This is a genomic window from Agromyces hippuratus (assembly GCF_013410355.1).
Lineage (GTDB): Bacteria > Actinomycetota > Actinomycetes > Actinomycetales > Microbacteriaceae > Agromyces > Agromyces hippuratus.
This window is the reverse complement of the sequence record NZ_JACCFI010000001.1, coordinates 2,532,952-2,552,100: the sequence shown is the minus strand read 5'-3', so window position 1 is coordinate 2,552,100 and position 19,149 is coordinate 2,532,952. Positions and strand designations below refer to the sequence as shown.

The following is a 19,149-nucleotide window of genomic DNA, read 5'->3' as shown; positions in this document are numbered from 1 at the left end:
CGGCGCCATGCAGGGCGACGTGGGGCACGAGGCATCCGTCACCGTCGTGCTCGTCGAAGGCGACAGCGATCGGCTCGCGGTCGAGGCGCTCGCGGCGCGGCTCGGGCACGATCTCGCCGAAGCGGGCGTGCGCGTCGTCTCGATGCACGGCGTCACCAATCTGCACCGCCACCTCGGGGAGATCGCCGGTCTACGATCACGGCCGCGCGTGGTCGGGTTGTTCGACGCGGCCGAGATCGGGTACGTGCGGCGCGCCGTCGATGACGCCGGCCTCGGCTCGGCGACCACGCTCGACGAGCTCGCCGGGCTCGGGTTCTTCGCGTGCGACCCCGACCTCGAGGGCGAGCTGATCCGTGCACTCGGCATCGACCGCATGCAGCAACTGCTCGCCGAGCACGGAGAGATCGCGCGCTTCCGCGGGTTCCAGCATCAGCCCGCGCAGCGCGGCCGGGCGACCGATGCGCAACTCCGGCGGTTCCTCGGCACCCACGCCGGGCGCAAGGCGCAGTTCGCGCCGCTCATGATCGACGCGCTCGACCCGGCGCGCATTCCGGCGGCGATGCGGGCGCTGGTCGAGACCGCGGTCGAGCGGGAGTCGGCGCCGCGCCGCTGACCGGGTGAGCGGCGCGACGGAACCCGTCACGTGCGTCGAGGGGGCACGCGAGCCGCCCGGTCCGCCGAACCCGTCATACCCGCTGCGGCACGACGACCGTCGGGTCGGCCACCTCGATGACGACCGGACTCGCACCCGGATCGACCACGGCATCCGCGATCAGCCAGACCCGCACTGCGGCGCCGATCCCCGGCACCTGGGTCTGCAGCAGCGGTCGGCCCGACGAGGTGTGCGGCCGCCAGCTCCCCGCCAGCGCCTCCCCGGTGCCGAGCGTCACCACGAGGTCGAATGAGCAGACCGAACCGTCGTCGGAGAGGGCGATCCGCCGATCCGCCACGCTGCCGTGCTCGGCTCGAGCGTGGTCCCGGTGCTCCTGCCAGGCCTCTTGCATCGTTCGCTCGACGCCCGCCTCCTGGATCGAGCCGACCAGCATCGCCCACACTGCGACCGGAATGCCGCAGATCATGACGGTGAAGATCAGGTTGAACCACCACTCCGACGTCCCGTCGGTCCACAGCAGCACGAGGGCTGCGGCGGCGCCGACCGTCGCGACCAGGCCGGCGAGTGCGGACAGCACCCGGCCGCGGGTGCGCATTCGCTTCGGGAGCAGCAGCGACTCCGGCGCGCGGTCTGCGGCATCGAATCGCTCGATCAGGTGCACGACACGGCGGGTGGTGTCGTCGGCGGTCGGCTTCAACATGGCCGCATCGTAGATGCTGCAGGGGAACGAGTCGTGAACAGCCTCTTCCGCCCGGCTCCGGGATGTGGTTCAGTGAGCCATGGAACCGAACGCGGCCGCCGGGGGGCGGTTCAACGGACGCCTCGCCATCCTGCTCGCAATGGCCATGTTCGTGCTCGTCGTCGACACCTCGCTCATGAACGTGTCGATCTCGGCGGTGGTGCGCGATCTCGACACCACGGTGAGCGGCGTGCAGGGTGCGATCGCGCTCGAGGCGCTCGTCTCGGCAGCCTTCATCCTGATCGGCGGCAAGACCGGCGACCTGATCGGGCGAAAGCTCGCCTACATCCTCGGTCTGCTCGGCTACGCGATCGGCGCGATCGCGATGGTCTTCGCGCAGGACCTCACGGCGATCATCATCTTCTGGGCGTTCATCGGCGGCATCGGCGCGTCACTGCTGCTGCCCGCGATGCAGTCGCTCATCCACGGCAACTTCGAGGGCGCGCACCAGACCCGGGTGTACGCGCTGGTCGGGGCATCCGCCGCCATCGCCGCCGCCGTCGGGCCGCTCCTCGGAGGGTTCATCACGACGTTCCTCTCCTGGCGGGTCGGCTTCGCGCTCGAAGCGGTCATCATCGCGGTCGTGCTCGCCGGCATCGGCCTCGTGAAGGACGTGCCGTACCACGGCGACCGTTCGATCGACCTCGTCGGCGCGATGCTGTCGATCGTGGGCATGGGCGGCGTCGTCACCGGCATCCTCGTGTGGCAGGAGGGCGGCGGGTACGTCGGCCTGATCATCGGCATCGGGGTGCTCGGACTCGGCCTGCTCGTGTTCTGGCTGCGCAGTCGCAAACGCCGCGGCAAGCCGACCCTGCTCGACCCGACGCTCTTCGAGTCGAAGATGTTCCGATCGGGTGCGAGCGGGCAGTTGCTGCAGCAGATCGCCTTGGGCGGCACGATGATCGTGCTGCCCATCTACCTGCAGATGGTCTTCGAGTACAACGCACTGCAGGCGGGGCTGTCGATCGCGCCGCTCTCACTCAGCATGTTCGTCGTGGCGCTGCTCGCCGGTCGCGGACTCAAACGGCGCCCGGCGAGCATCATCCTCTGGGGGTTCGCCCTCGTCGTCGTGGGCATCGTCATCCTCGTGCCGATCGTGCCGATCGCCGACTCGGGCTGGTATCTCACGATCCCGCTCATCATCGCCGGCTCTGGACTGGGCCTGCTCGTCTCCCAGTTGAACAACTACACGCTTTCGCCGATCTCCGACGAACGTGTCAGCGAGGCTGCCGGCGTGAACTCCGCGGCCGGTTCCTTCGGCCTCTCGTTCGGTCTCGCCTTCGCCGGCGCGATCATGCTCGCGACCCTCGCCTTCACGTTCACCGCGAGCGCCGAAGCGAGCTCGGTGCTGAGCCCCGACGAACAGCAGCAGGTCTCGTCGGTGCTCGAGGAGGATGCCGAGATCATGACGAACACCGGGCTCGAGGAGCTCCTCGTCGGTCAGACGCCCGAAGTGCAGGCGGAGATCCTGCGCATCAACACCGACTCCCGCTTCATCGCCCTGCAGATCGCCCTGCTCGTGCCGATCCTCGCCGGCCTCCTCGGCATCGCGAACGCGTTGCGGATGCGGCGGCTGCCCGACCCGAAGCCCTCGGCGTCGGCCGAGGGTGCGGCGCTCGGCTGAGACCCGAGCGGTCGCAGCCATCGGCTACGACGCCGGGGCTCGGCCCGAGGAACGCCGACGAGCTCCCACGAGCGCCGCGGCCCCGAGCATGAGGCAGACTGGCCGGTAGAAGCGTGCGTCGAGCGTGCGGAACCGCTCGCTCGGGTCGGGCAGGCCGAGTGCCCGGCAGACGACGACGCCGCCGATCGCGGCTCGTGTCAGGAGAGCCAGGCCCGCGGCGCGCCGGGCGAGCACGGCGATCGGACGATCGCCGAGCGCTCCGCCGGCGACGATGCCGGCCGCGGTCGCCGTCGCCGCGACCAATGCGGTCGCGACAGGCGCCGGTGGGGCGGATGCTGATCCGACCGTCGCGTCCGCCAGCTCGGTTCGGCTCTTCGCGGGCCAGCTCGCGCCACTCGCCCAGACGGCATGCAGCACGCCCACGCTCACGAGTCCGACGGCCGCGACCGCTCTCGACGTCAGCACCGTCCCGGAGGCTGCTCGCACGAGTCCCACCCCATTCGTGCTCGTGCGAGGCATCCCCTACGGCGTGGTCCAGGTCACCGGCGGCTTCGCCTGGTCGTACAGCCAGGTCTGGAAGAAGTCGTCGAGGTCTGCGCCCGAGACCTCCTCGAAGACCGCCTGGAAGTCCTCGGCCGTGCCGGCCGAGTCGTCGTAGCGCTCGAGCCAGAGCCGCGTGCCGGCGAAGAAGGTGTCGTCGCCGAGTTCGACGCGGAGCGCGTGCAGGGTGCCGGCGCCGCGGTCGTAGACCGGGCCCTGGAACAGGCCGAGCGGGCCCGGGTCGCCGATCCGGAGGTCCCAGTACTCGTCGCCGGGATCCTCGGAGGCGTACCAGTCGTCGTACGACTCCTGCACCGTCGCGCCGCCGTCGCTCTCGTCCCACATCCAGGACGCGTACGTCGCCCAGCCCTCATTGAGCCAGATGTCCTGCCAGCGTTCCGGGCTGACCGTGTTGCCGAACCACTGGTGGGCGAGCTCGTGCGCCACGGTGCCCTCGTTCGCCGAACGCGAGTAGACCGGCCGGGTCTGCGTCTCGAGTGCGTAGAAGACGGTGTCGTCGTCGACGATCGAACCGTAGGCAATGAACGGGTAGCCCCCGAAGTACTGCTCGTAGAAGTCGATCATCTCGACTTGGCGCGACAGGCTAGCGTTCGTCGTGGCGAGCCGAGCGGCGGTCAGCTTCGTGTCGACCGCGTCGATGATCGGCACGCCGCTCGCCGAGAAGTAAGTGTCCCGCACGTCGAAGTCGCCCACCGACGCGGTCGTGAGGTAGCTGGCCTGCTGGTCGGGCGCGTCCCAGAACCAGGTGGTCCAGCCGTCGGCCGTGACTTCGGGCTTCGGCTGCACGCCGTTCGCCACGGCGGCCTTGCCCTCGGGCACGGTGATCTCGAAGCTGTAGCTGGCCTTGTCGGTCTGGTGGTCGCTGACGGGATACCACGTCATCGAGCCCTCGGGCTCGCTGACGACCATGGCGCCGTCGCGCGTGGTCACCCAGCCGTAGAGCGCCTCCTCGATGTCGACGGGTCGCGACGTCGGGCCTCCGTACTCGACGACCACCCGGGCGGTCTGGCCCGCCTTGAGCTTCGGACGGGGCTGCACGGTGAGCTCCCAGACGCGCGCCTCGTCGTTCTGCACGTGCCAGTACGCGGCACCGTCGACGACGGCCCCGGGCGCCGGAGGCGAGACGGATGCCGCGGGCTTGCCGTTCACCGTCAGCGAGGTGACCGTCATTCCGCGGAGGTCGAGGTTGAACCGGTCGAGGTCCTGCGTGGCGACGAGGTCGATCGTGGCGGTGCCGTCGAACTGCCCCTCGAGCGGTGCGGGCGCGGCCGCGGGCGGAGCGTAGGTGACGTCGAGGTCGTAGTGCTGCACGTCGTAGCCGCCGTTGCCGGCGTTCGGGAAGTACGCATCGCCGGCTCCCGGCGCGCCCGCCGTGTAGCGCGGCCCGCCCGGTGATCCGGGCGCCGCGACGGCCCCGGTCGCCCCGAGCCCTCCGATCACCGCGAGTGCGACCGTCAGGCCGCCCACCAGCTTCATCCGTCTGCCGTTCACGATCGTTCCCCTTCGTCGTCTTCCGCGTGGCGCACCTCTGCGAACTCTAGGCACCGGCGGGCGTCGCCGGTAGCCCCTGACCCGTCAGGAGCCGGTGCCGAGTCGCGTCAGCCGCGTCATCCGGTGCCGAACGCCTCTTCGGGCGTGACGAACCCGGCGCACACCCACTCGCCGGCGTAGCCGGAGTCCAGGGCGAAACTGCCGCTCAACCCGTCAGGCGACACGAGGATCGTCGACCCGCCGGAATGCCTCACTCCGCCCACCGACAGGTCGACACTGCCGGCGTGCGGCGCGGAGGCGGGGTTCTTGTAGATGGAGATCGCCACGTCGTCGCGGTGTTCGGTCGGAGCGTCGTACCCCTGGGGCATACGGCCGTCGCCCGCCTGGATGAGGAGGTCGCCGGAGTCCTGGACGATGCAGTGGCCGCCGTGCACCTCGAACGGCTCGGGCGAGTCGAACCGTACGACGAGCACCTCCCCGGGGGTCCGGTTGCCGCAGGCCTCGGCCTGCGATGTCGTCGAGGCCTGGATGGTGACCGTCGAAGGAGCGGAGGGGTGAGGACTCGTGAGTGCGAGTCCGAGGCGAGCGCCGGGCGGGAGCTCGGTTCCGAGGACCCCGCCGCCTGGGCATTCGCAGAATCCCGTGACGCAGTAGCGTCGGAGGAATTCCGTCCCGACCTCATCGGTGGCGCCGCGGGGCACTCCGATCACACCTCGGCCGCCGAAGACGGCGACGTCGATCACCTCGCTGCCGGCCTCGAAGCCGATCGTGTACGGAGCCGTCGCGAAGGGGAGGATGGTCGCCACCTCGTCGATCGAGGCACCGGTGAAGAGGATGATCCCGATCGCACCCTGCGCTGTGGTGATGTGGGGGCCGTCCGAGTCCCACTCCGGACCCACCCTGGGCTCGCGCACCAGGCGGCGGGCGATCGCGGTGAGCGCTTCCTCCCGCGGGCGGTCGAACAGCAGCTCCAGTCCGGCGGCCGTGTCGCCGGCCTGCAGCAGCGGAACGAGGTGCTGCCAGACGTCGGCTCCCTCCTGCTCGGCCACCGCGAACACGCCGAGCGCGTCGTACTCGCGCTTGGAGAGCGGGATGCGGGGCTCCCGCAGCCACTCATCCCACCTCGCATCGAAGTAGTCGGTCGGGGCGACGGCGACCGCGGCGAATGTCGCGCCGCCCTCGACCACCCAGGATGCGCCGTCCGCAACATCCGCGACGCCGCCAGCTCCGTCGAACTGGAAGCAGTGCATCACCTCGTGGGCGATCAGCGTGCGGAACTGCGGGGTGTCGATGACGTCCCAGCCCGGTTGCAGCACGTCGATCTCGCAGGCATCCATCCGGCCCGCTCCCACGTGGCTGCCCCCGATGTTCGCCCAGGCGAAGGCATGGTACTTCGGGTCCGCCACCGCATCGCTCGCGCCCGCCTCGATCGGCACGCTCAGCCTGCGCCCGAGCAGGTCCTCGAGCTCGGCCTGCACCTCGGCGACCAGCGCGGTGATGCCCCGGATGCTCTCGGTCGGCTCCATGCGGAGCGCCGGGACCACCCGGCCGCCGAGGTCGGTCCCTTCCAGGTCCGCTGCGTCACCTGTTTCTGCTTCGTCGCGCGCGCCGGATTCGAAGATCGCGTCGACCGTCGACTGCTGATCCGGGGTCAGTTCCTCCCAGTGCCGCATGAGTCCGCGGATCGCCATGGTGCCCGAGTGCACGGGAAGCTCGACGGCATCGGGATCGCCGCCGTCGATCGGGCCGAAGCCGGCGGCGAAGAGGTCGAGTGCGAGGTCGAGCGGGATGGTTCCGTCGTCGTCGAGGCGGTCACCGAGCCTCGGCCCCGGTATGACCTCGGGCGACGGGCTCTCCACCGGATCGGGAGGCGACGGTACGCAGCCGGCGACGCCGAGCAGGAGGACGAGTGCGACCCCGACGGCGCGCAGGACACCGGAACCTTCGGCTCGGTGCGACATGCGACCCCCCGATTGCACCGACCGCCACTGCCCGTGGCGCTCACGACGAAGGTATCGGCCATGAGCGGAGATGACCAGCGGCAGGTGGGTCGAGCGCCGGGAATACTGAAGACCGGCTGTGAGTTGAGTCAAGTACACTCAAGTTTCACCACCTCGACTTGACACGTTCACGGGGTGTTGAGAGGCTTGAGTCGGCAAGGCTCAAGTCTTGCCTCAGGTACTTCGGTTGCGGGCCAGCAAGGGTCGGACCGGTATCCGGCTCGTTGCTCGACGTGTCGTGCGGTGCTCCCGTGCGGCCCGGGCATGCGGGCGGGGAGAAGGAGAAACACATGTCACGTGCAGTAGGAATCGACCTCGGCACCACCAACTCGGTCGTCGCGGTCCTCGAGGGCGGCGAGCCCACGGTCATCGCGAACGCGGAGGGTCTGCGCACCACTCCGTCGGTCGTCGCGTTCACGAAAGACGGCGAGGTGCTCGTCGGCGAGACCGCGAAGCGCCAGGCCGTCACCAACGTCGACCGCACCATCGCGTCGGTCAAGCGCCACATGGGCACCGACTGGAAGACCGACGAGATCGACGGCAAGCAGTACACGCCGCAGGAGATCTCGGCGCGCATCCTGCAGAAGCTGAAGCGAGACGCCGAGCAGTACCTCGGCGACACCGTCACCGACGCCGTCATCACCGTGCCGGCGTACTTCAACGACGCCGAGCGCCAGGCCACGAAGGAGGCCGGCGAGATCGCGGGCCTCAACGTGCTGCGCATCATCAACGAGCCCACCGCCGCCGCACTCGCGTACGGCCTCGACAAGGGCAAGGAGGACGAGCTCATCCTCGTCTTCGACCTCGGTGGCGGCACGTTCGACGTGTCCCTCCTCGAGGTGGGCAAGGACGACGACTTCTCGACCATCCAGGTGCGCGCGACCGCGGGCGACAACCGCCTCGGCGGCGACGACTGGGACCAGCGCATCGTCGACTGGCTCATCAAGAAGTTCAAGGAGTCGACCGGCGTCGACGTCTCGAACGACAAGATCGCCAAGCAGCGCCTGAAGGAGGCTGCTGAGCAGGCCAAGAAGGAACTGTCCTCGAACCTGAAGGCGTCCATCCAGCTGCCCTACCTCTCGCTCACCGAGAACGGCCCCGCGAACCTCGACGAGACGCTCACCCGCGCCGAGTTCGAGAACATGACGAGCGACCTGCTCGACCGCACCAAGAAGCCGTTCGAAGACGTCATCCGCGAAGCGGGCGTCAAGCTCTCCGACATCGCGCACGTCGTGCTCGTCGGTGGATCGACGCGCATGCCCGCGGTCAGCGAGCTCGTGAAGAAGGAGACCGGCCAGGAGCCCAACAAGGGCGTCAACCCCGATGAGGTCGTCGCCGTCGGCGCCGCCCTCCAGGCGGGCGTCCTGAAGGGCGAGCGCAAGGATGTGCTCCTCATCGACGTCACCCCCCTCAGCCTCGGCATCGAGACCAAGGGCGGCATCATGACGAAGCTCATCGAGCGCAACACGGCCATCCCGACCAAGCGCAGCGAGACCTTCACGACCGCCGACGACAACCAGCCGTCGGTCGCGATCCAGGTCTTCCAGGGCGAGCGCGAGTTCACCCGCGACAACAAGCCGCTCGGCACCTTCGAGCTCACCGGCATCGCGCCGGCGCCGCGAGGCATCCCGCAGATCGAGGTCACGTTCGACATCGACGCCAACGGCATCGTGCACGTGTCCGCGAAGGACAAGGGCACCGGCAAGGAGCAGCGCATGACGATCTCGGGCGGCTCGAGCCTCCCGAAGGACGACATCGAGCGCATGGTGCGCGAGGCCGAGGAGCACGCCGCCGAAGACAAGGCGCGTCGCGAGTCGGCTGAGACCCGCAACCAGGCCGAGCAGCTCGTCTACTCGATCGAGAAGCTCATCAAGGACAACGACGACAAGCTCCCCGCTGACGTCAAGTCCGAGGTGCAGGGCGACGTCGACGCGCTGAAGACCGCGCTCGCGGGCGACGACGACGAGGCCGTGAAGTCGGCCTTCGAGAAGCTCAACGCATCGCAGGGCAAGCTCGGCGAGGCGATCTACGCGCAGAGCCAGCAGGCCGATGCCGCGGCCGCGCCCGGCGAAGACGCGAACCCGTCTGGCGCAGAGGGCGACCAGTCCTCCGACGAAGACGTGGTCGACGCCGAGGTCATCGACGACGAGGAAGAGAAGAAGTAGCCATGGCAGACGAGAAGGAGACTCCCGAAGTCCCCGACCCCGACGCCGGTGCCTCCGACGAGGTGACGGATGCCGCGGCATCCGTCACCCCCGAGGGGCAGGCCCCCGAGGTCGACGACGACGAGGTGCTCACGGTCGACGACATCCTGAACGCGGCGAACGCCGAGGTGCAGGATCCGAGCGACGAGCACCTGGCCGACCTCAAGCGCATCACTGCGGAGTACGCCAATTACCGCAAGCGCACCGAGGCGAACCGCGAGCTCGAGCGCGAGCGCGCAGTCGGCGCGGCCGTGGCCGTGCTGCTGCCCGTGCTCGACGACCTCGACCGTGCCGAGAAGCACGGAGACCTCGAGGGCGACGCTCCGTTCGCGACCATCGCGGCGAAGCTGCGCGGCTCGGTCGAGAAGCTCGGCCTCTCGTCGTTCGGCGAGGTCGGCGAGCCGTTCGACCCGCAGCGGCACGAGGCGATCTTCCAGCAGCCGTCGGCCGACGTCGAGATCGACACGATCGCCGATGTCGTCGAGACCGGGTACACCCTCGGCGGCACGCTGCTCCGCGCAGCGAAGGTCGTCGTGAAGACCCCCCAGTAGACCCGACTCGGCCGGCCCGCGGCATCCGTTCGCGGATGTCGCGGACCGGCCGACACGGTTTTCAGACAGACTCAAGACAGACTTCAGACAGATACGAGAGAGGAGGTGCCGGTGGCCAGTCAGGATTGGTTCGACAAGGACTTCTACAAGGTGCTCGGCGTCTCCAAAGACGTGAGCGACGCGGAGCTCAAGAAGACGTACCGCAAGCTCGCACGCAAGTACCACCCCGACTCCAACCCCGGTGATGCTGCCGCCGAGGCGAAGTTCAAGGAGATCAGCGAGGCGCACTCCGTGCTCGCCGACCCCGAGCAGCGCAAGGAGTACGACGCCGTACGGGCCATGGGCTCCGGCGCTCGATTCACCGCGCCCGGCGGCGCCGGCGGCAACGGCGGCTTCGAAGACGTCTTCGGCGGCATGTTCGGCCAGGGCGGCGGAGGCCGCGGCCAGTCGTACACGTTCCAGCAGGGCGGCGACTACGACGACCTGCTCGGCGGGCTCTTCGGCGGAGGCCGCTTCGGCCAGCCGACGGGCGGCTACCGCGGCGCCGGCGGCCCCACCAAGGGGCGGGATGTCACGGCGACGACGACGCTCGACTTCGTCACCGCCACCAAGGGCGACCAGATCACCCTGCAGACCGCCGAGGGCAAGCCGATCACGGTGCGCATCCCGGCGGGCGTCGCCGACGGGCAGAAGATCCGCCTGCGGGGCAAGGGCCAGCCCTCGCCCGACGGCGGTGAGCCCGGCGACATCGTGCTGACAGTGACGGTGCGCAAGCATCCGGTCTTCGAGCGCGATGGCCTGAATCTCAGGGTCACCGTGCCCGTCACGTTCACCGAGGCGGCGCTCGGCGCGACCGTCGAGGTGCCGACGCTCGGTGGCGACCCCGTGAAGGTGCGGGTCGCTCCCGGTACGCCGAGCGGCCGGGTGCTGCGGGTCAAGGGCCGCGGCGTGAAGACGTCGAAGGGCACCGGAGACCTGCTCGCGGTCGTGCAGGTCGCCGTTCCCTCGCACCTCTCGAAGGAGGCGGAGGCGAAGCTCGAGGAGTTCGCCGCGCTGCTGCCCGACGAGAACCCCCGCGACGACCTGCTCGCGAAGGCGAAGGGCTAGGCCGTGGAGATGAACGAGAGGAGCCCGCTCTTCGTCATCTCCGTCGCCGCCGAGCTCGCGGGCATGCACCCGCAGACGCTGCGGCAGTACGACCGGCTCGGGCTCGTCTCGCCGACCCGCACCGCGGGCAAGTCGCGGCGCTACTCGATGCACGACGTCGTGCAGCTCCGCGAGATCGCCCAGCTCTCGAGCGAGGGCGTGAGCCTCGAGGGCATCCGCCGGGTGCTCGGCCTCGAAGACGAGGTCGCGACCCTGCGCGCCCGCGTGCGCGAACTCGAGGGCGCGCTCGCCGACGAGATGCTGAACCGCCCCGGTCGCCGCGTCTTCGCGGCAGGTTCGGCGGGCGAGGTCATCTCGCTCCGTGCCGGCACCCGCGTGCGCCGCGAGAACGCCGTCGTCGTGTGGCGCCCGCTGGAACGCGAGTAGCGGAGGTCAGCGACCCCAGGCGGAGGCCGGCGCCTCGATGACCTCGTAGGGGCGCGAGCTCCAATGGGTGCCGTAGCCGTAGTGGCTCGACGCCCACGCCGACGCCCAGATCGCCTGAGCGGTGGCATCGGCCGAGTCGCCACTGGCGAGCGCCGCATCGACCTCGGGGTAGCGCCCCGACTGCAGGTTCTCGGCGGCGTAGTACGCGGCCTCGATGAGGGTCGGATAGCTGCCGAGGCCTGATCCGCCACCGGAACCCTGACCGTTGTTCAGGGGGTTGTTGCGGTTCCACCAGTTGTCGGCGCCGTTCTCCTGACGCATCCACCGCATCATGAAGGTGACGTTCTCCTCGGTCAGCGGCCACTCGCCCTCGACGAGCACGAGCTTGGCCCAGTCGACGTTCGTGCCGCCCGCGACGAGCGTCTGCGCGCCGGTGGTCGCGACGTAGGACTCGTGCGAGACCGTCGGAGCTGAGACATCCGACGCGACCTCGAGGTCTTGCACGTCGCCGAGGTGCGGGGCATCCGCCGCGGCGAACGGCAACAGGCCGCCTGGCTGCGGCAGCGGTGCGAGGGCGAGCCCGGCGAGCAGGCCGAGCACCGAGAGCGTGGCGGCCGCGGTGAGCGATCGTCGGCGCGGACGCGCGCGTTCCGCCGTCGAACGCCGGGGACGCGTCACGGGCGTCGCGACCTCATGTCGCGCCGCCCGTCGTCCCCCGACCTGTGCGTCCTGCATGCGGCACCGAGGGTAGCAAACCCAGCAGGGAGCCGCACCCAGCAAGATGCGGCCCCGAGCTCGCGCCGCGGCGCGGCCGGGAACTCAGCGGATGCCGGTGGTCGCGACGACGGGCGCGCCCGCCTGGCGGCGGGCGAGCCGGCGCCGACGGAACCACTTGTCGCCCTCGACGACGACCAGCAGCACCAGCGTCAGCCCGATGCATCCGAGCCACTGCCAGCCCGTGAGCGAGACGGTGCCGAGCGCGCGCTGCAGGAAGCCGATCTCGGTCGACGCGACGATGAGCAGCACCGGCCAGACCAGGATCTTGGCGACCGCCGCGATGGGCGCCAGCAGGCCCGATTCCGGCGTCCGACGCATGAGCAGTGCGCTCAGCACGGTGGCCAGGCCGAGCACGACGTACGCCATCGTCATCGACGCGGTCGGCTCGGTCGGGCTCGGCGCGTCGGGCCCCCAGAGCAGCGGCACGAGTGCGATCAGGAAGATGACGGCGCCGTAGACGAGCCACTCGACGAGCGACACCCGATTGACGACGCCGATCCTCGGGTCGCGCGGCGGGTGGTTCATGATGCCGGGCGGGTTGGCGTCGGCGGCGATCGCGAAGACCGCGAACAGCGCCACGAAGAAGTTGATGAACAGCACCTGGGCCGGGAACAGCGCGACGCCCTCGGCGATCGAGAACGCGCTCGCGGCGAGGAACAGCATGATGAGGCTCAGCAGCTGCGTCATCTGGAACCGCAGGTACGCGGTGATCTTCGAGTAGACGATGCGGCCGATCTCGACCGCGTGCACCAGGGTCGCGAAGTTGTCGTCGGTGAGCACGAGCTTCGCGGCCTGCTTCGTCACCTCGGAGCCGGAACCCATCGCGACGCCGATGTTCGCCTGCTTGATCGCCGCCGCGTCGTTCACGGCGTCGCCCGTCATCGCGACGATCGCGCCGTCGGCCTGCAGGAGCCCGACCAGGCGGAGCTTGTCGTCGGGGGTGACCCGGCCGAACACGTGCAGGTCGGGGAGGCGACGCGAGAGCTCCTCGTCGGTCATCTGCTTGAGGTCGGCACCGCTCACGGCCCCGGTGCCGAGGCCCAGCTCGGCGCCGATCGCCCCGGCAGTCACCGCGTGGTCGCCTGTGATCATGCGCACGTCGATGCCGGCGTTGTGGGCGATGGCGACGGCATCCTTCGCCTCGGACCGCAGCGGGTCGACGATGCCGACGATGCCGATGAGCGTCAGCTCGGACACCCAGGTCATCGGCTCGGCCGCGATGCGGGCCTCGTCGCCGTCGTCGAGGAAGCGGGCGGCGATCGCGAGCGTGCGAAGCCCGGTGGCCGACATGCCCTCGAGGGTGTTCGTCGCCTCGTCGGAGGCCACGGGCACGATCTCGCGGGTCTCGCCGAGCATCGTGGTGCAGCGCCCGAGCACCACGTCGGGTGCGCCCTTCACGATGAGCACGAGCCGCTGCTCGCCGCGGTAGGGGATGCGCTGCAGGGTCGCCATGAACTTGTAGTCGGAGTCGAACGGCACCTCGGCCAGCCGGGGGTAGTCCTTGCGCGCCTGGTCGGCGTCGATGCCGAGCCTCGCGGCGAGCACCACGAGCGCGGCCTCGGTGGGGTCGCCCACCACCTCGCCGTCGGCCGACACCGTCGCGTCGTTCGGCAGGCCGACCGCGAGCCCGAGCGTCGGCGCGTCGAGCGGTTCGTCGGAGGTGCCGAGCACGCTGCCCTCGAACGAGTAGCCCTCGCCGGTGACCCGGTAGGTGCTGCCGCCGAGCCATGCCGTGCGCACCGTCATCTTGTTGAGGGTGAGGGTGCCCGTCTTGTCGGAGCAGATCGCGCTCGTCGCGCCGAGCGTCTCGACGTCGTTCAGCGACGTGACGATCGCGCGCTCCTTCGCGAGCTTGGAGGCGCCCCACGCGAGCAGGCTCTGCACGAACACCGGCAGGCCGGTCGGGATCGCGGAGATCGCGACGGCCGTGGCGAGGAAGAGCAGCTCGTCGAGGCTCTGCCCGCGGGCGAAGCCGATGAGCACGATGACGAGCACGGCGCTCCAGGCGATGATGCCGAGCACTTTCGTGAGTCCGTCGAGCTCGAGCTGCAGCGGCGACTTCTTGTCGCCGACCTGCGTGAGCAGCGACGCGATGCGACCCATCTGGGTGCGCATGCCGGTCTCGACGACGACGATGCGCGCCGTGCCGCGGGTGACCGACGTGTTCTGGAACACCATCGACGTGCGGTCGGCGAGCGCGGTGCCTGCGGCGTTCTCGGCCGGGCCCTTCGGAATGGGCAGGGACTCGCCGGTGAGCGAGGACTCCTGCGTCTCGAGGTTCGCCGACCGGAGGATCCGTCCGTCGGCGGGCACGAGATCACCGGATTCCAGCTCGACGATGTCGCCGGGCACGAGCCCCGTCGCGTCCATCTGCACCAGGACGCCGTCTCGGATGACCCGTGCCTTCGGCGTCTGCAGCTTCGCGAGCGCGTCGACGCTGCGGCGGGCCTTCACCTCCTGCTGGGTGCCGGTGATCACGTTGAACAGCACCAGGACCGCCACGATGATCGCCGTCGTGACCTGCCCGATGAGCAGCGACACGATCGTCACCGCGATGAGCATGAGCGTCATGAGCTCGAGCACCTGGCTGAGCGCGATGCGCCAGACGTTCGGCGGCGGTGCGCTGTGCAGCGCGTTGGGCCCGGCATCCGCCAGGCGCTTCGCCGCCTCGGCCGCGGTGAGCCCGCGTGACGGTTCGGTCTTCGCCTGCGCGATCACGTCGTCGGGGGCGAGCGCCCACCATTCGACGGCGTGCTCCTGCGGCGCGCTGTGCTGAGTTTCGATGGTCAATGCGGACCCCCAGAAGTCATGTCGACACTCGACAGGCTAGTCCGGCGGATGCCGCGAACGGGAGAGGAAGATGACATCGATTCGACGCGTCGTACCCTTGGGGAATGCCGATCGACCTCGACGCCCTGCGGCGTCACCCCGATGTCGAAGGTCCGGGGCTCGAGGCATCGGATGCCGCGGACCGACTGATCCTCGACGAGGCGGCGGCGCTCATCGGCGAGGCGGGGCCGGGGGAGATCGTCGTCGTCGACGACTCCTACGGGGCGCTCGCGCTCGCCGCGGCCGACGCCGGCGCGCGAGGCATCCGAGTGCACCAGGACCTCGTGACCGGGGAGCGGGCGCTCGCAGGGAACGCGGGCCGGCTCGGCCTCGAGGGCGAGGTGCGATCGCTCCCACTCGACTCCGAGCTCGTCGCGGGCGCACGGCTCGTGCTCATGCGCCTGCCGCGATCGCTCGACCGGCTCGACGAGGTGTCGCAGCTCATCACGGCGCACGCGCATCCGGCGGTCGTGGTCGTCGCCGGCGGCCGGATCAAGCACATGTCGCTCGCGATGAACGACGTGCTCGGTCGCAGCTTCGGCCGGGTCGACGTGAGTCGCGCCCGCCAGAAGTCCCGCGTGCTCTTCGCGCGCGACCCCGCAGGCGCGCCCCGAGCCTCGGCTGACGCGGCATGGCCGCGCAGCACCCGTCATGACGATCTCGCCCTCACGGTCGTCGCTCACGGCGGCGTCTTTGCCGGCACCGGGGTCGACATCGGCACTCGGTTCCTGCTCGCGCAGCTGGGCGGCGCGGTCCCGGATGCCGCGTCCGCCGTCGATCTCGCGTGCGGCACGGGCGTCGTCGCGTCGTGGCTCGCGCGAGCGCGACCAGCGCTGCGGGTCACGGCGACCGATCGTTCGGCGTCCGCCGCGGCATCCGCTCGACTGACCGCCGAGGCCAACGGGGTCGCCGACCGCGTGCACGTCACCCGAGCCGACGGCCTCGAAGGGCTCGCCGACGCGAGTGAGCGGCTCATCGTGCTGAACCCGCCGTTCCACAGCGACGCGGCGATCTCGACCGGCATCGCCGCGCACCTCTTCGCCGACGCGGCGCGCGTGCTCGCTCCCGGCGGCGAGCTCTGGTGCGTCTGGAACTCCCACCTCGCCTACCGGCCGCTCCTCGAGCGGGTCGTCGGGCGCACCCGGCAGGTCGCCCGGAATCCGAAGTTCACGGTCACGGCATCACAGAGGGCAGCGGCGTGACGAGCGGGGCCCGGGTCGCCACGAGCCAGGAGCACGAGCGGCAGCTCACGCCGGTCGAGCGCGCCCTCGACCGCGGCGCGCATCGCCTGCTCGCGGGAGCCTCGGAGCGGGGCATCCGTGCCGGGCTCATCGAGTTCCTCGTGTTCGGGGCGAAGCAGGCCTGGGCCTGCGTCTTCGGGGCCGCACTGCTCGCCGTGATCGTCGCCGCCCGGCTCTGGTACCCCGACGACGCGGCGCTCGCGCGCAACGACGCCCTCACGATCGCCGCGGTCGTGATCCAGGTCGTGATGCTCGCGACGCGCCTCGAGTCGGGGCGCGAGCTCTGGGTCATCGTGCTGTTCCACCTCACGGGCACGGTCATGGAGATCTTCAAGACCGACGCCGGTTCATGGTCGTACGAGGGCGATGGCGTGCTGCGCATCGCCGGAGTGCCGCTCTTCACTGGCTTCATGTACGCCGCCGTCGGGTCGTACATGGTGCGGGTGTACCGGCTCTTCGACCTCGGGTTCACGCGGTACCCGCGGCGCTGGCTCACGGTCGTCGTCGCCGTGGCGATCTACGCGAACTTCTTCACGCACCACTTCATCGTCGACCTGCGCTGGGTGCTCGTCGCGGTCGTCGTCGTGGTGTGGTGGCCGACGGTGATGCACTTCCGGGTCTGGCGGCGCACCCCGCGCATGCCGGTGCTCGTCAGCTTCGTGCTCGTCGCCCTCTTCATCTGGTTCGCCGAGAACATCGGCACGTGGGCGGGTGCCTGGCTCTACCCCGACCAGCTCGACGGCTGGCATCTCGTTTCGCCGTCGAAGCTCGTGTCGTGGTTCCTGCTGATGATCATCTCGGTCGTGCTCGTCACGCTCGTGTACCCGCCGCGCCCGCCGGCGCCCGTCGACACCGACGGGGTGCGGGCGCGCGCACATCGTGTCAGGCTTGGAGCATGACCTCGACGCTCGAGCAACTCGACACCGAAGACGCCGTGCGCGTCTCGGCCGAGCTGCCCTGGCGCACGGTCGTGTGGGACGACCCCGTCAACCTCATGACCTATGTGAGCTACGTCTTCCGCAGCTACTTCGGGTTCCCGCGTGCCGAGGCCGAGCGGCTCATGCTGCTCGTGCACACCGAGGGCCGCGCCGACGTGGCGACCGGCAATCGCGAGGCCATGGAGCGGCACGCCCAGGCGATGCACGGCTACGGCCTGCAGGCCACCGTCGAACGGACCGGGCCGTGATCGTCGCGGGGCTGGGCGGGGGCGAGGGCGTGCGCATCGTGCTCGAGACCGAAGAGGCGATGCTGCTGTCGGAGCTCGCCGACCAGGTCGACTCGGTGCTGCTGCTCGGCGAGGCCGACGACCCGGCCCTCGGCCGGCTGCTGCCGAACGCGTACCCCGACGACCACGATGCCGCGCACGACTACACCCGCTACACGCGCGACAGCCTCGTCGACGGCAAACGGCAGGCCGCCCAGCGCGTGCGCGACGCCACCGCCGTCGAAGAGCACGGCGGCGTCGTGCAGATCGAGCTCGACCAGTCCGAGGCGTGGGGCTGGCTGACCTTCCTCACCGACCTGCGGCTCATCCTCGCCGAGCGGGTCGGCATCGTCGACGAAGACGAGGCCGATGCCGACGAGACGCGCGACGACTACCTGCGCGCGGCCTACGAATGGGCCGGGTTCGTGCAGGGCTCGATGCTCGAGGTGCTCGACCCCATCAAGGGCTGAGCGGCGCGGTCGGCGGGTCGCGGTTGGGCGGCGGCCCCGATCGCTGGCATGCTGATGCCGAATCACCGTCGTCGTCGGCACAGCCGGAACCGCACGCGGTGCGCAACTCGAGGAGTGCCAGTGAGCCGAAACACCGCGACCATAGCGCCGCCGCAGCCGGCGTCGATCACGATCGCCCCGACGTCGATCGGGCGGGTGCTGCGGCATCCGGCGGCGAACGCCGAGTCGCTCGAGTCGATCGCACTGCTCATCGGCGCAGCGGTCTTCGTCATCGGCGGATCGGTCGCCTGGTTCGTGTTCATGGGCAAGGACCTGCCGATCGCCGGCCAGGGTTCGCTCGGCGAGTTCGTCGCGTTCGGCTCGGCGATCGCCACGCTCATCGCCTTCCTCCTCGGCCGTCTCGCCTTGCGCACGCGCAGCGCCGCGGGCTTCGCCGATGCCGCGCTGCCGGGCCTCGACGCGCCCGGCGCGCGCATCCACTGGTTCGACCTCACCGCCATCGCACTGGCCCACGCCTTCATCGCGCTGCTCGGCTGGATCGGCCTCGCCGACCTGCTCGAGCAGAGCTTCCAGGGTGCGGTCGTCTTCACGATCCCCGGCGCCGTGCTCGCGGGCGTCGGCATGGCCGTCACCGCCTACGCGGTGTTCCTCTCCGCGGCGCACCTCACGCCGATGCTGCTCTCGTTCGTGCTCGCCCTCTTCCTCGTCGTCGGTGCGCTGGCGAGCATGCTGAGCTCGAGCGATCCGCTCTGGTGGCAGATGAACCTGAGCGCGCTCGGCATGACCAACGACATCTCGGCGCTGGCGTTCAACCTGACCCTCATCATCGCCGGCGTGATCGTCACGACGATCGCGCGCTATGCGACGGCCGCGGTGCCGACGACGACGCGCGCCGAGCTTCGCGGTCGCACCATCGTGCGCGTCGGCATGATCCTCATCGGCATCTTCCTCGCCTGCGTCGGCATCTTCCCGGTCGACCAGTTCTTCGGCCTGCACAACACGGTCGCGACGGGCATGGCCGTCGCCTACGCCGTGCTCGTGATCGGGCTGCGCTGGTTCATCCCGTCGATGCCGAAGGTGTTCATCCTGCTCGGGTACGTCTACGTGGGCGTGATCGTGCTGCTCGCCGTGTTCTTCGCGACCGGGTACTACAACCTCACCGCGGTCGAGCTCGTCGCGGCCGTGCTGATCTTCAGCTGGATCATCGTCTTCCTCCGCAACACCGGCGCCATGCACGGGCAGTCGACGACGGATGCCGCGGCGACGCCGGTCCCGGTGGAGGCGCGGGTGGCGTCGCCGCAGCCGTAGGCGG

At 70.1% G+C, this 19,149-nt stretch carries 17 protein-coding genes; 11 read left to right on the top strand and 6 right to left on the bottom strand.

Annotated elements, in window-relative coordinates; all coding sequences use genetic code 11:
- Positions 1 to 7: 7 nt before the first annotated feature.
- Entirely contained in the window at positions 8 to 613 is a 606-nt protein-coding gene (locus BJY17_RS11900; protein WP_179551536.1) for a TOPRIM nucleotidyl transferase/hydrolase domain-containing protein, read from the top strand.
- 73 nt (positions 614 to 686) lie between these two features.
- Here the strand turns inward: BJY17_RS11900 and BJY17_RS11895 are convergent, their stop codons facing one another.
- Positions 687 to 1,313: a hypothetical protein gene (locus tag BJY17_RS11895; RefSeq protein ID WP_179551535.1), complete on the bottom strand. Its 627-nt coding sequence runs from the start codon at positions 1,311 to 1,313 to the stop codon at positions 687 to 689.
- 79 nt (positions 1,314 to 1,392) lie between these two features.
- On the opposite strand from BJY17_RS11895, the gene BJY17_RS11890 reads away from it, so the two are divergent.
- Entirely contained in the window at positions 1,393 to 2,976 is a 1,584-nt protein-coding gene (locus BJY17_RS11890) for an MFS transporter (RefSeq protein WP_179551534.1), read from the top strand.
- Between the two features lie 24 nt (positions 2,977 to 3,000).
- Here BJY17_RS11890 and BJY17_RS11885 read toward each other — a convergent pair whose 3' ends face one another.
- The 3 genes from BJY17_RS11885 to BJY17_RS11875 form a co-directional block, all read right to left on the bottom strand.
- Positions 3,001 to 3,441: a DUF3995 domain-containing protein gene (locus tag BJY17_RS11885; protein ID WP_179551533.1), complete on the bottom strand. Its 441-nt coding sequence runs from the start codon at positions 3,439 to 3,441 to the stop codon at positions 3,001 to 3,003.
- 57 nt (positions 3,442 to 3,498) lie between these two features.
- The gene (locus BJY17_RS11880; RefSeq protein ID WP_322789823.1) at positions 3,499 to 5,028 is read right to left on the bottom strand and encodes a M1 family metallopeptidase; all 1,530 of its coding nucleotides are present in this window, start codon (positions 5,026 to 5,028) and stop codon (positions 3,499 to 3,501) included.
- 116 nt (positions 5,029 to 5,144) lie between these two features.
- Positions 5,145 to 6,989 carry a hypothetical protein gene (locus BJY17_RS11875; RefSeq protein ID WP_179551532.1) on the bottom strand — a complete coding sequence of 615 codons (1,845 nt, stop codon included), beginning with the start codon at positions 6,987 to 6,989 and terminating at the stop codon, positions 5,145 to 5,147.
- A gap of 329 nt (positions 6,990 to 7,318) precedes the next feature.
- Between BJY17_RS11875 and dnaK the strand changes: the two genes are divergently transcribed.
- The 4 genes from dnaK (at position 7,319) to BJY17_RS11855 (ending at position 11,316) form a co-directional block, all read left to right on the top strand.
- Positions 7,319 to 9,193, top strand: coding sequence for a molecular chaperone DnaK (gene dnaK / locus BJY17_RS11870; protein WP_179551531.1), 1,875 nt, complete (start codon positions 7,319 to 7,321; stop codon positions 9,191 to 9,193).
- A gap of 2 nt (positions 9,194 to 9,195) precedes the next feature.
- Positions 9,196 to 9,783 (top strand): nucleotide exchange factor GrpE, encoded by a 588-nt coding sequence (locus tag BJY17_RS11865; RefSeq protein ID WP_179551530.1) that lies wholly within the window; start codon positions 9,196 to 9,198, stop codon positions 9,781 to 9,783.
- A gap of 111 nt (positions 9,784 to 9,894) precedes the next feature.
- The gene (locus BJY17_RS11860; RefSeq protein WP_179551529.1) at positions 9,895 to 10,890 is read left to right on the top strand and encodes a DnaJ C-terminal domain-containing protein; all 996 of its coding nucleotides are present in this window, start codon (positions 9,895 to 9,897) and stop codon (positions 10,888 to 10,890) included.
- A 9-nt stretch (positions 10,891 to 10,899) separates the two neighbouring features.
- Positions 10,900 to 11,316: a heat shock protein transcriptional repressor HspR gene (locus tag BJY17_RS11855; protein ID WP_056007968.1), complete on the top strand. Its 417-nt coding sequence runs from the start codon at positions 10,900 to 10,902 to the stop codon at positions 11,314 to 11,316.
- Positions 11,317 to 11,322: 6 nt separating this feature from the next.
- Here the strand turns inward: BJY17_RS11855 and BJY17_RS11850 are convergent, their stop codons facing one another.
- Entirely contained in the window at positions 11,323 to 12,051 is a 729-nt protein-coding gene (locus BJY17_RS11850; protein WP_246303722.1) for a hypothetical protein, read from the bottom strand.
- 84 nt (positions 12,052 to 12,135) lie between these two features.
- On the bottom strand, positions 12,136 to 14,883 hold the full coding sequence (locus tag BJY17_RS11845; RefSeq protein ID WP_218889902.1) for a cation-translocating P-type ATPase: 2,748 nt from the start codon (positions 14,881 to 14,883) through the stop codon (positions 12,136 to 12,138).
- Positions 14,884 to 14,987: 104 nt separating this feature from the next.
- On the opposite strand from BJY17_RS11845, the gene BJY17_RS11840 reads away from it, so the two are divergent.
- From BJY17_RS11840 to BJY17_RS11820, 5 genes are all read left to right on the top strand, one after another.
- A complete protein-coding gene (locus BJY17_RS11840) occupies positions 14,988 to 16,124 on the top strand; it encodes a class I SAM-dependent methyltransferase (RefSeq protein ID WP_179551528.1) in 1,137 nt (378 codons plus the stop codon).
- Positions 16,121 to 17,062, top strand: a complete 942-nt coding sequence (locus BJY17_RS11835; RefSeq protein WP_179551527.1) for a DUF817 domain-containing protein — start codon at positions 16,121 to 16,123, stop codon at positions 17,060 to 17,062. Before BJY17_RS11840 ends, BJY17_RS11835 begins: the two co-directional genes overlap by 4 nt.
- A complete protein-coding gene (clpS, locus tag BJY17_RS11830) occupies positions 17,059 to 17,349 on the top strand; it encodes an ATP-dependent Clp protease adapter ClpS (protein ID WP_179551526.1) in 291 nt (96 codons plus the stop codon). The genes BJY17_RS11835 and clpS overlap by 4 nt, the downstream gene beginning before the upstream one ends.
- Positions 17,346 to 17,837, top strand: a complete 492-nt coding sequence (locus tag BJY17_RS11825; protein ID WP_056007400.1) for a DUF2017 family protein — start codon at positions 17,346 to 17,348, stop codon at positions 17,835 to 17,837. Before clpS ends, BJY17_RS11825 begins: the two co-directional genes overlap by 4 nt.
- A gap of 120 nt (positions 17,838 to 17,957) precedes the next feature.
- Positions 17,958 to 19,145, top strand: coding sequence for a DUF998 domain-containing protein (locus BJY17_RS11820; RefSeq protein ID WP_322789822.1), 1,188 nt, complete (start codon positions 17,958 to 17,960; stop codon positions 19,143 to 19,145).
- The last annotated feature ends 4 nt before the right edge of the window (positions 19,146 to 19,149 follow it).

Coding starts and splice junctions, on each gene's coding strand:
- BJY17_RS11840 (WP_179551528.1), top strand. CDS start 14,988: ATGCCGATCGACCTCGACGCCCTGCGGCGTCACCCCGATGTCGAAGGT.
- BJY17_RS11850 (WP_246303722.1), bottom strand. CDS start 12,051: ATGCAGGACGCACAGGTCGGGGGACGACGGGCGGCGCGACATGAGGTC.
- BJY17_RS11895 (WP_179551535.1), bottom strand. CDS start 1,313: ATGTTGAAGCCGACCGCCGACGACACCACCCGCCGTGTCGTGCACCTG.
- BJY17_RS11900 (WP_179551536.1), top strand. CDS start 8: ATGCAGGGCGACGTGGGGCACGAGGCATCCGTCACCGTCGTGCTCGTC.
- BJY17_RS11890 (WP_179551534.1), top strand. CDS start 1,393: ATGGAACCGAACGCGGCCGCCGGGGGGCGGTTCAACGGACGCCTCGCC.
- BJY17_RS11875 (WP_179551532.1), bottom strand. CDS start 6,989: ATGTCGCACCGAGCCGAAGGTTCCGGTGTCCTGCGCGCCGTCGGGGTC.
- BJY17_RS11855 (WP_056007968.1), top strand. CDS start 10,900: ATGAACGAGAGGAGCCCGCTCTTCGTCATCTCCGTCGCCGCCGAGCTC.
- dnaK (WP_179551531.1), top strand. CDS start 7,319: ATGTCACGTGCAGTAGGAATCGACCTCGGCACCACCAACTCGGTCGTC.
- clpS (WP_179551526.1), top strand. CDS start 17,059: ATGACCTCGACGCTCGAGCAACTCGACACCGAAGACGCCGTGCGCGTC.
- BJY17_RS11865 (WP_179551530.1), top strand. CDS start 9,196: ATGGCAGACGAGAAGGAGACTCCCGAAGTCCCCGACCCCGACGCCGGT.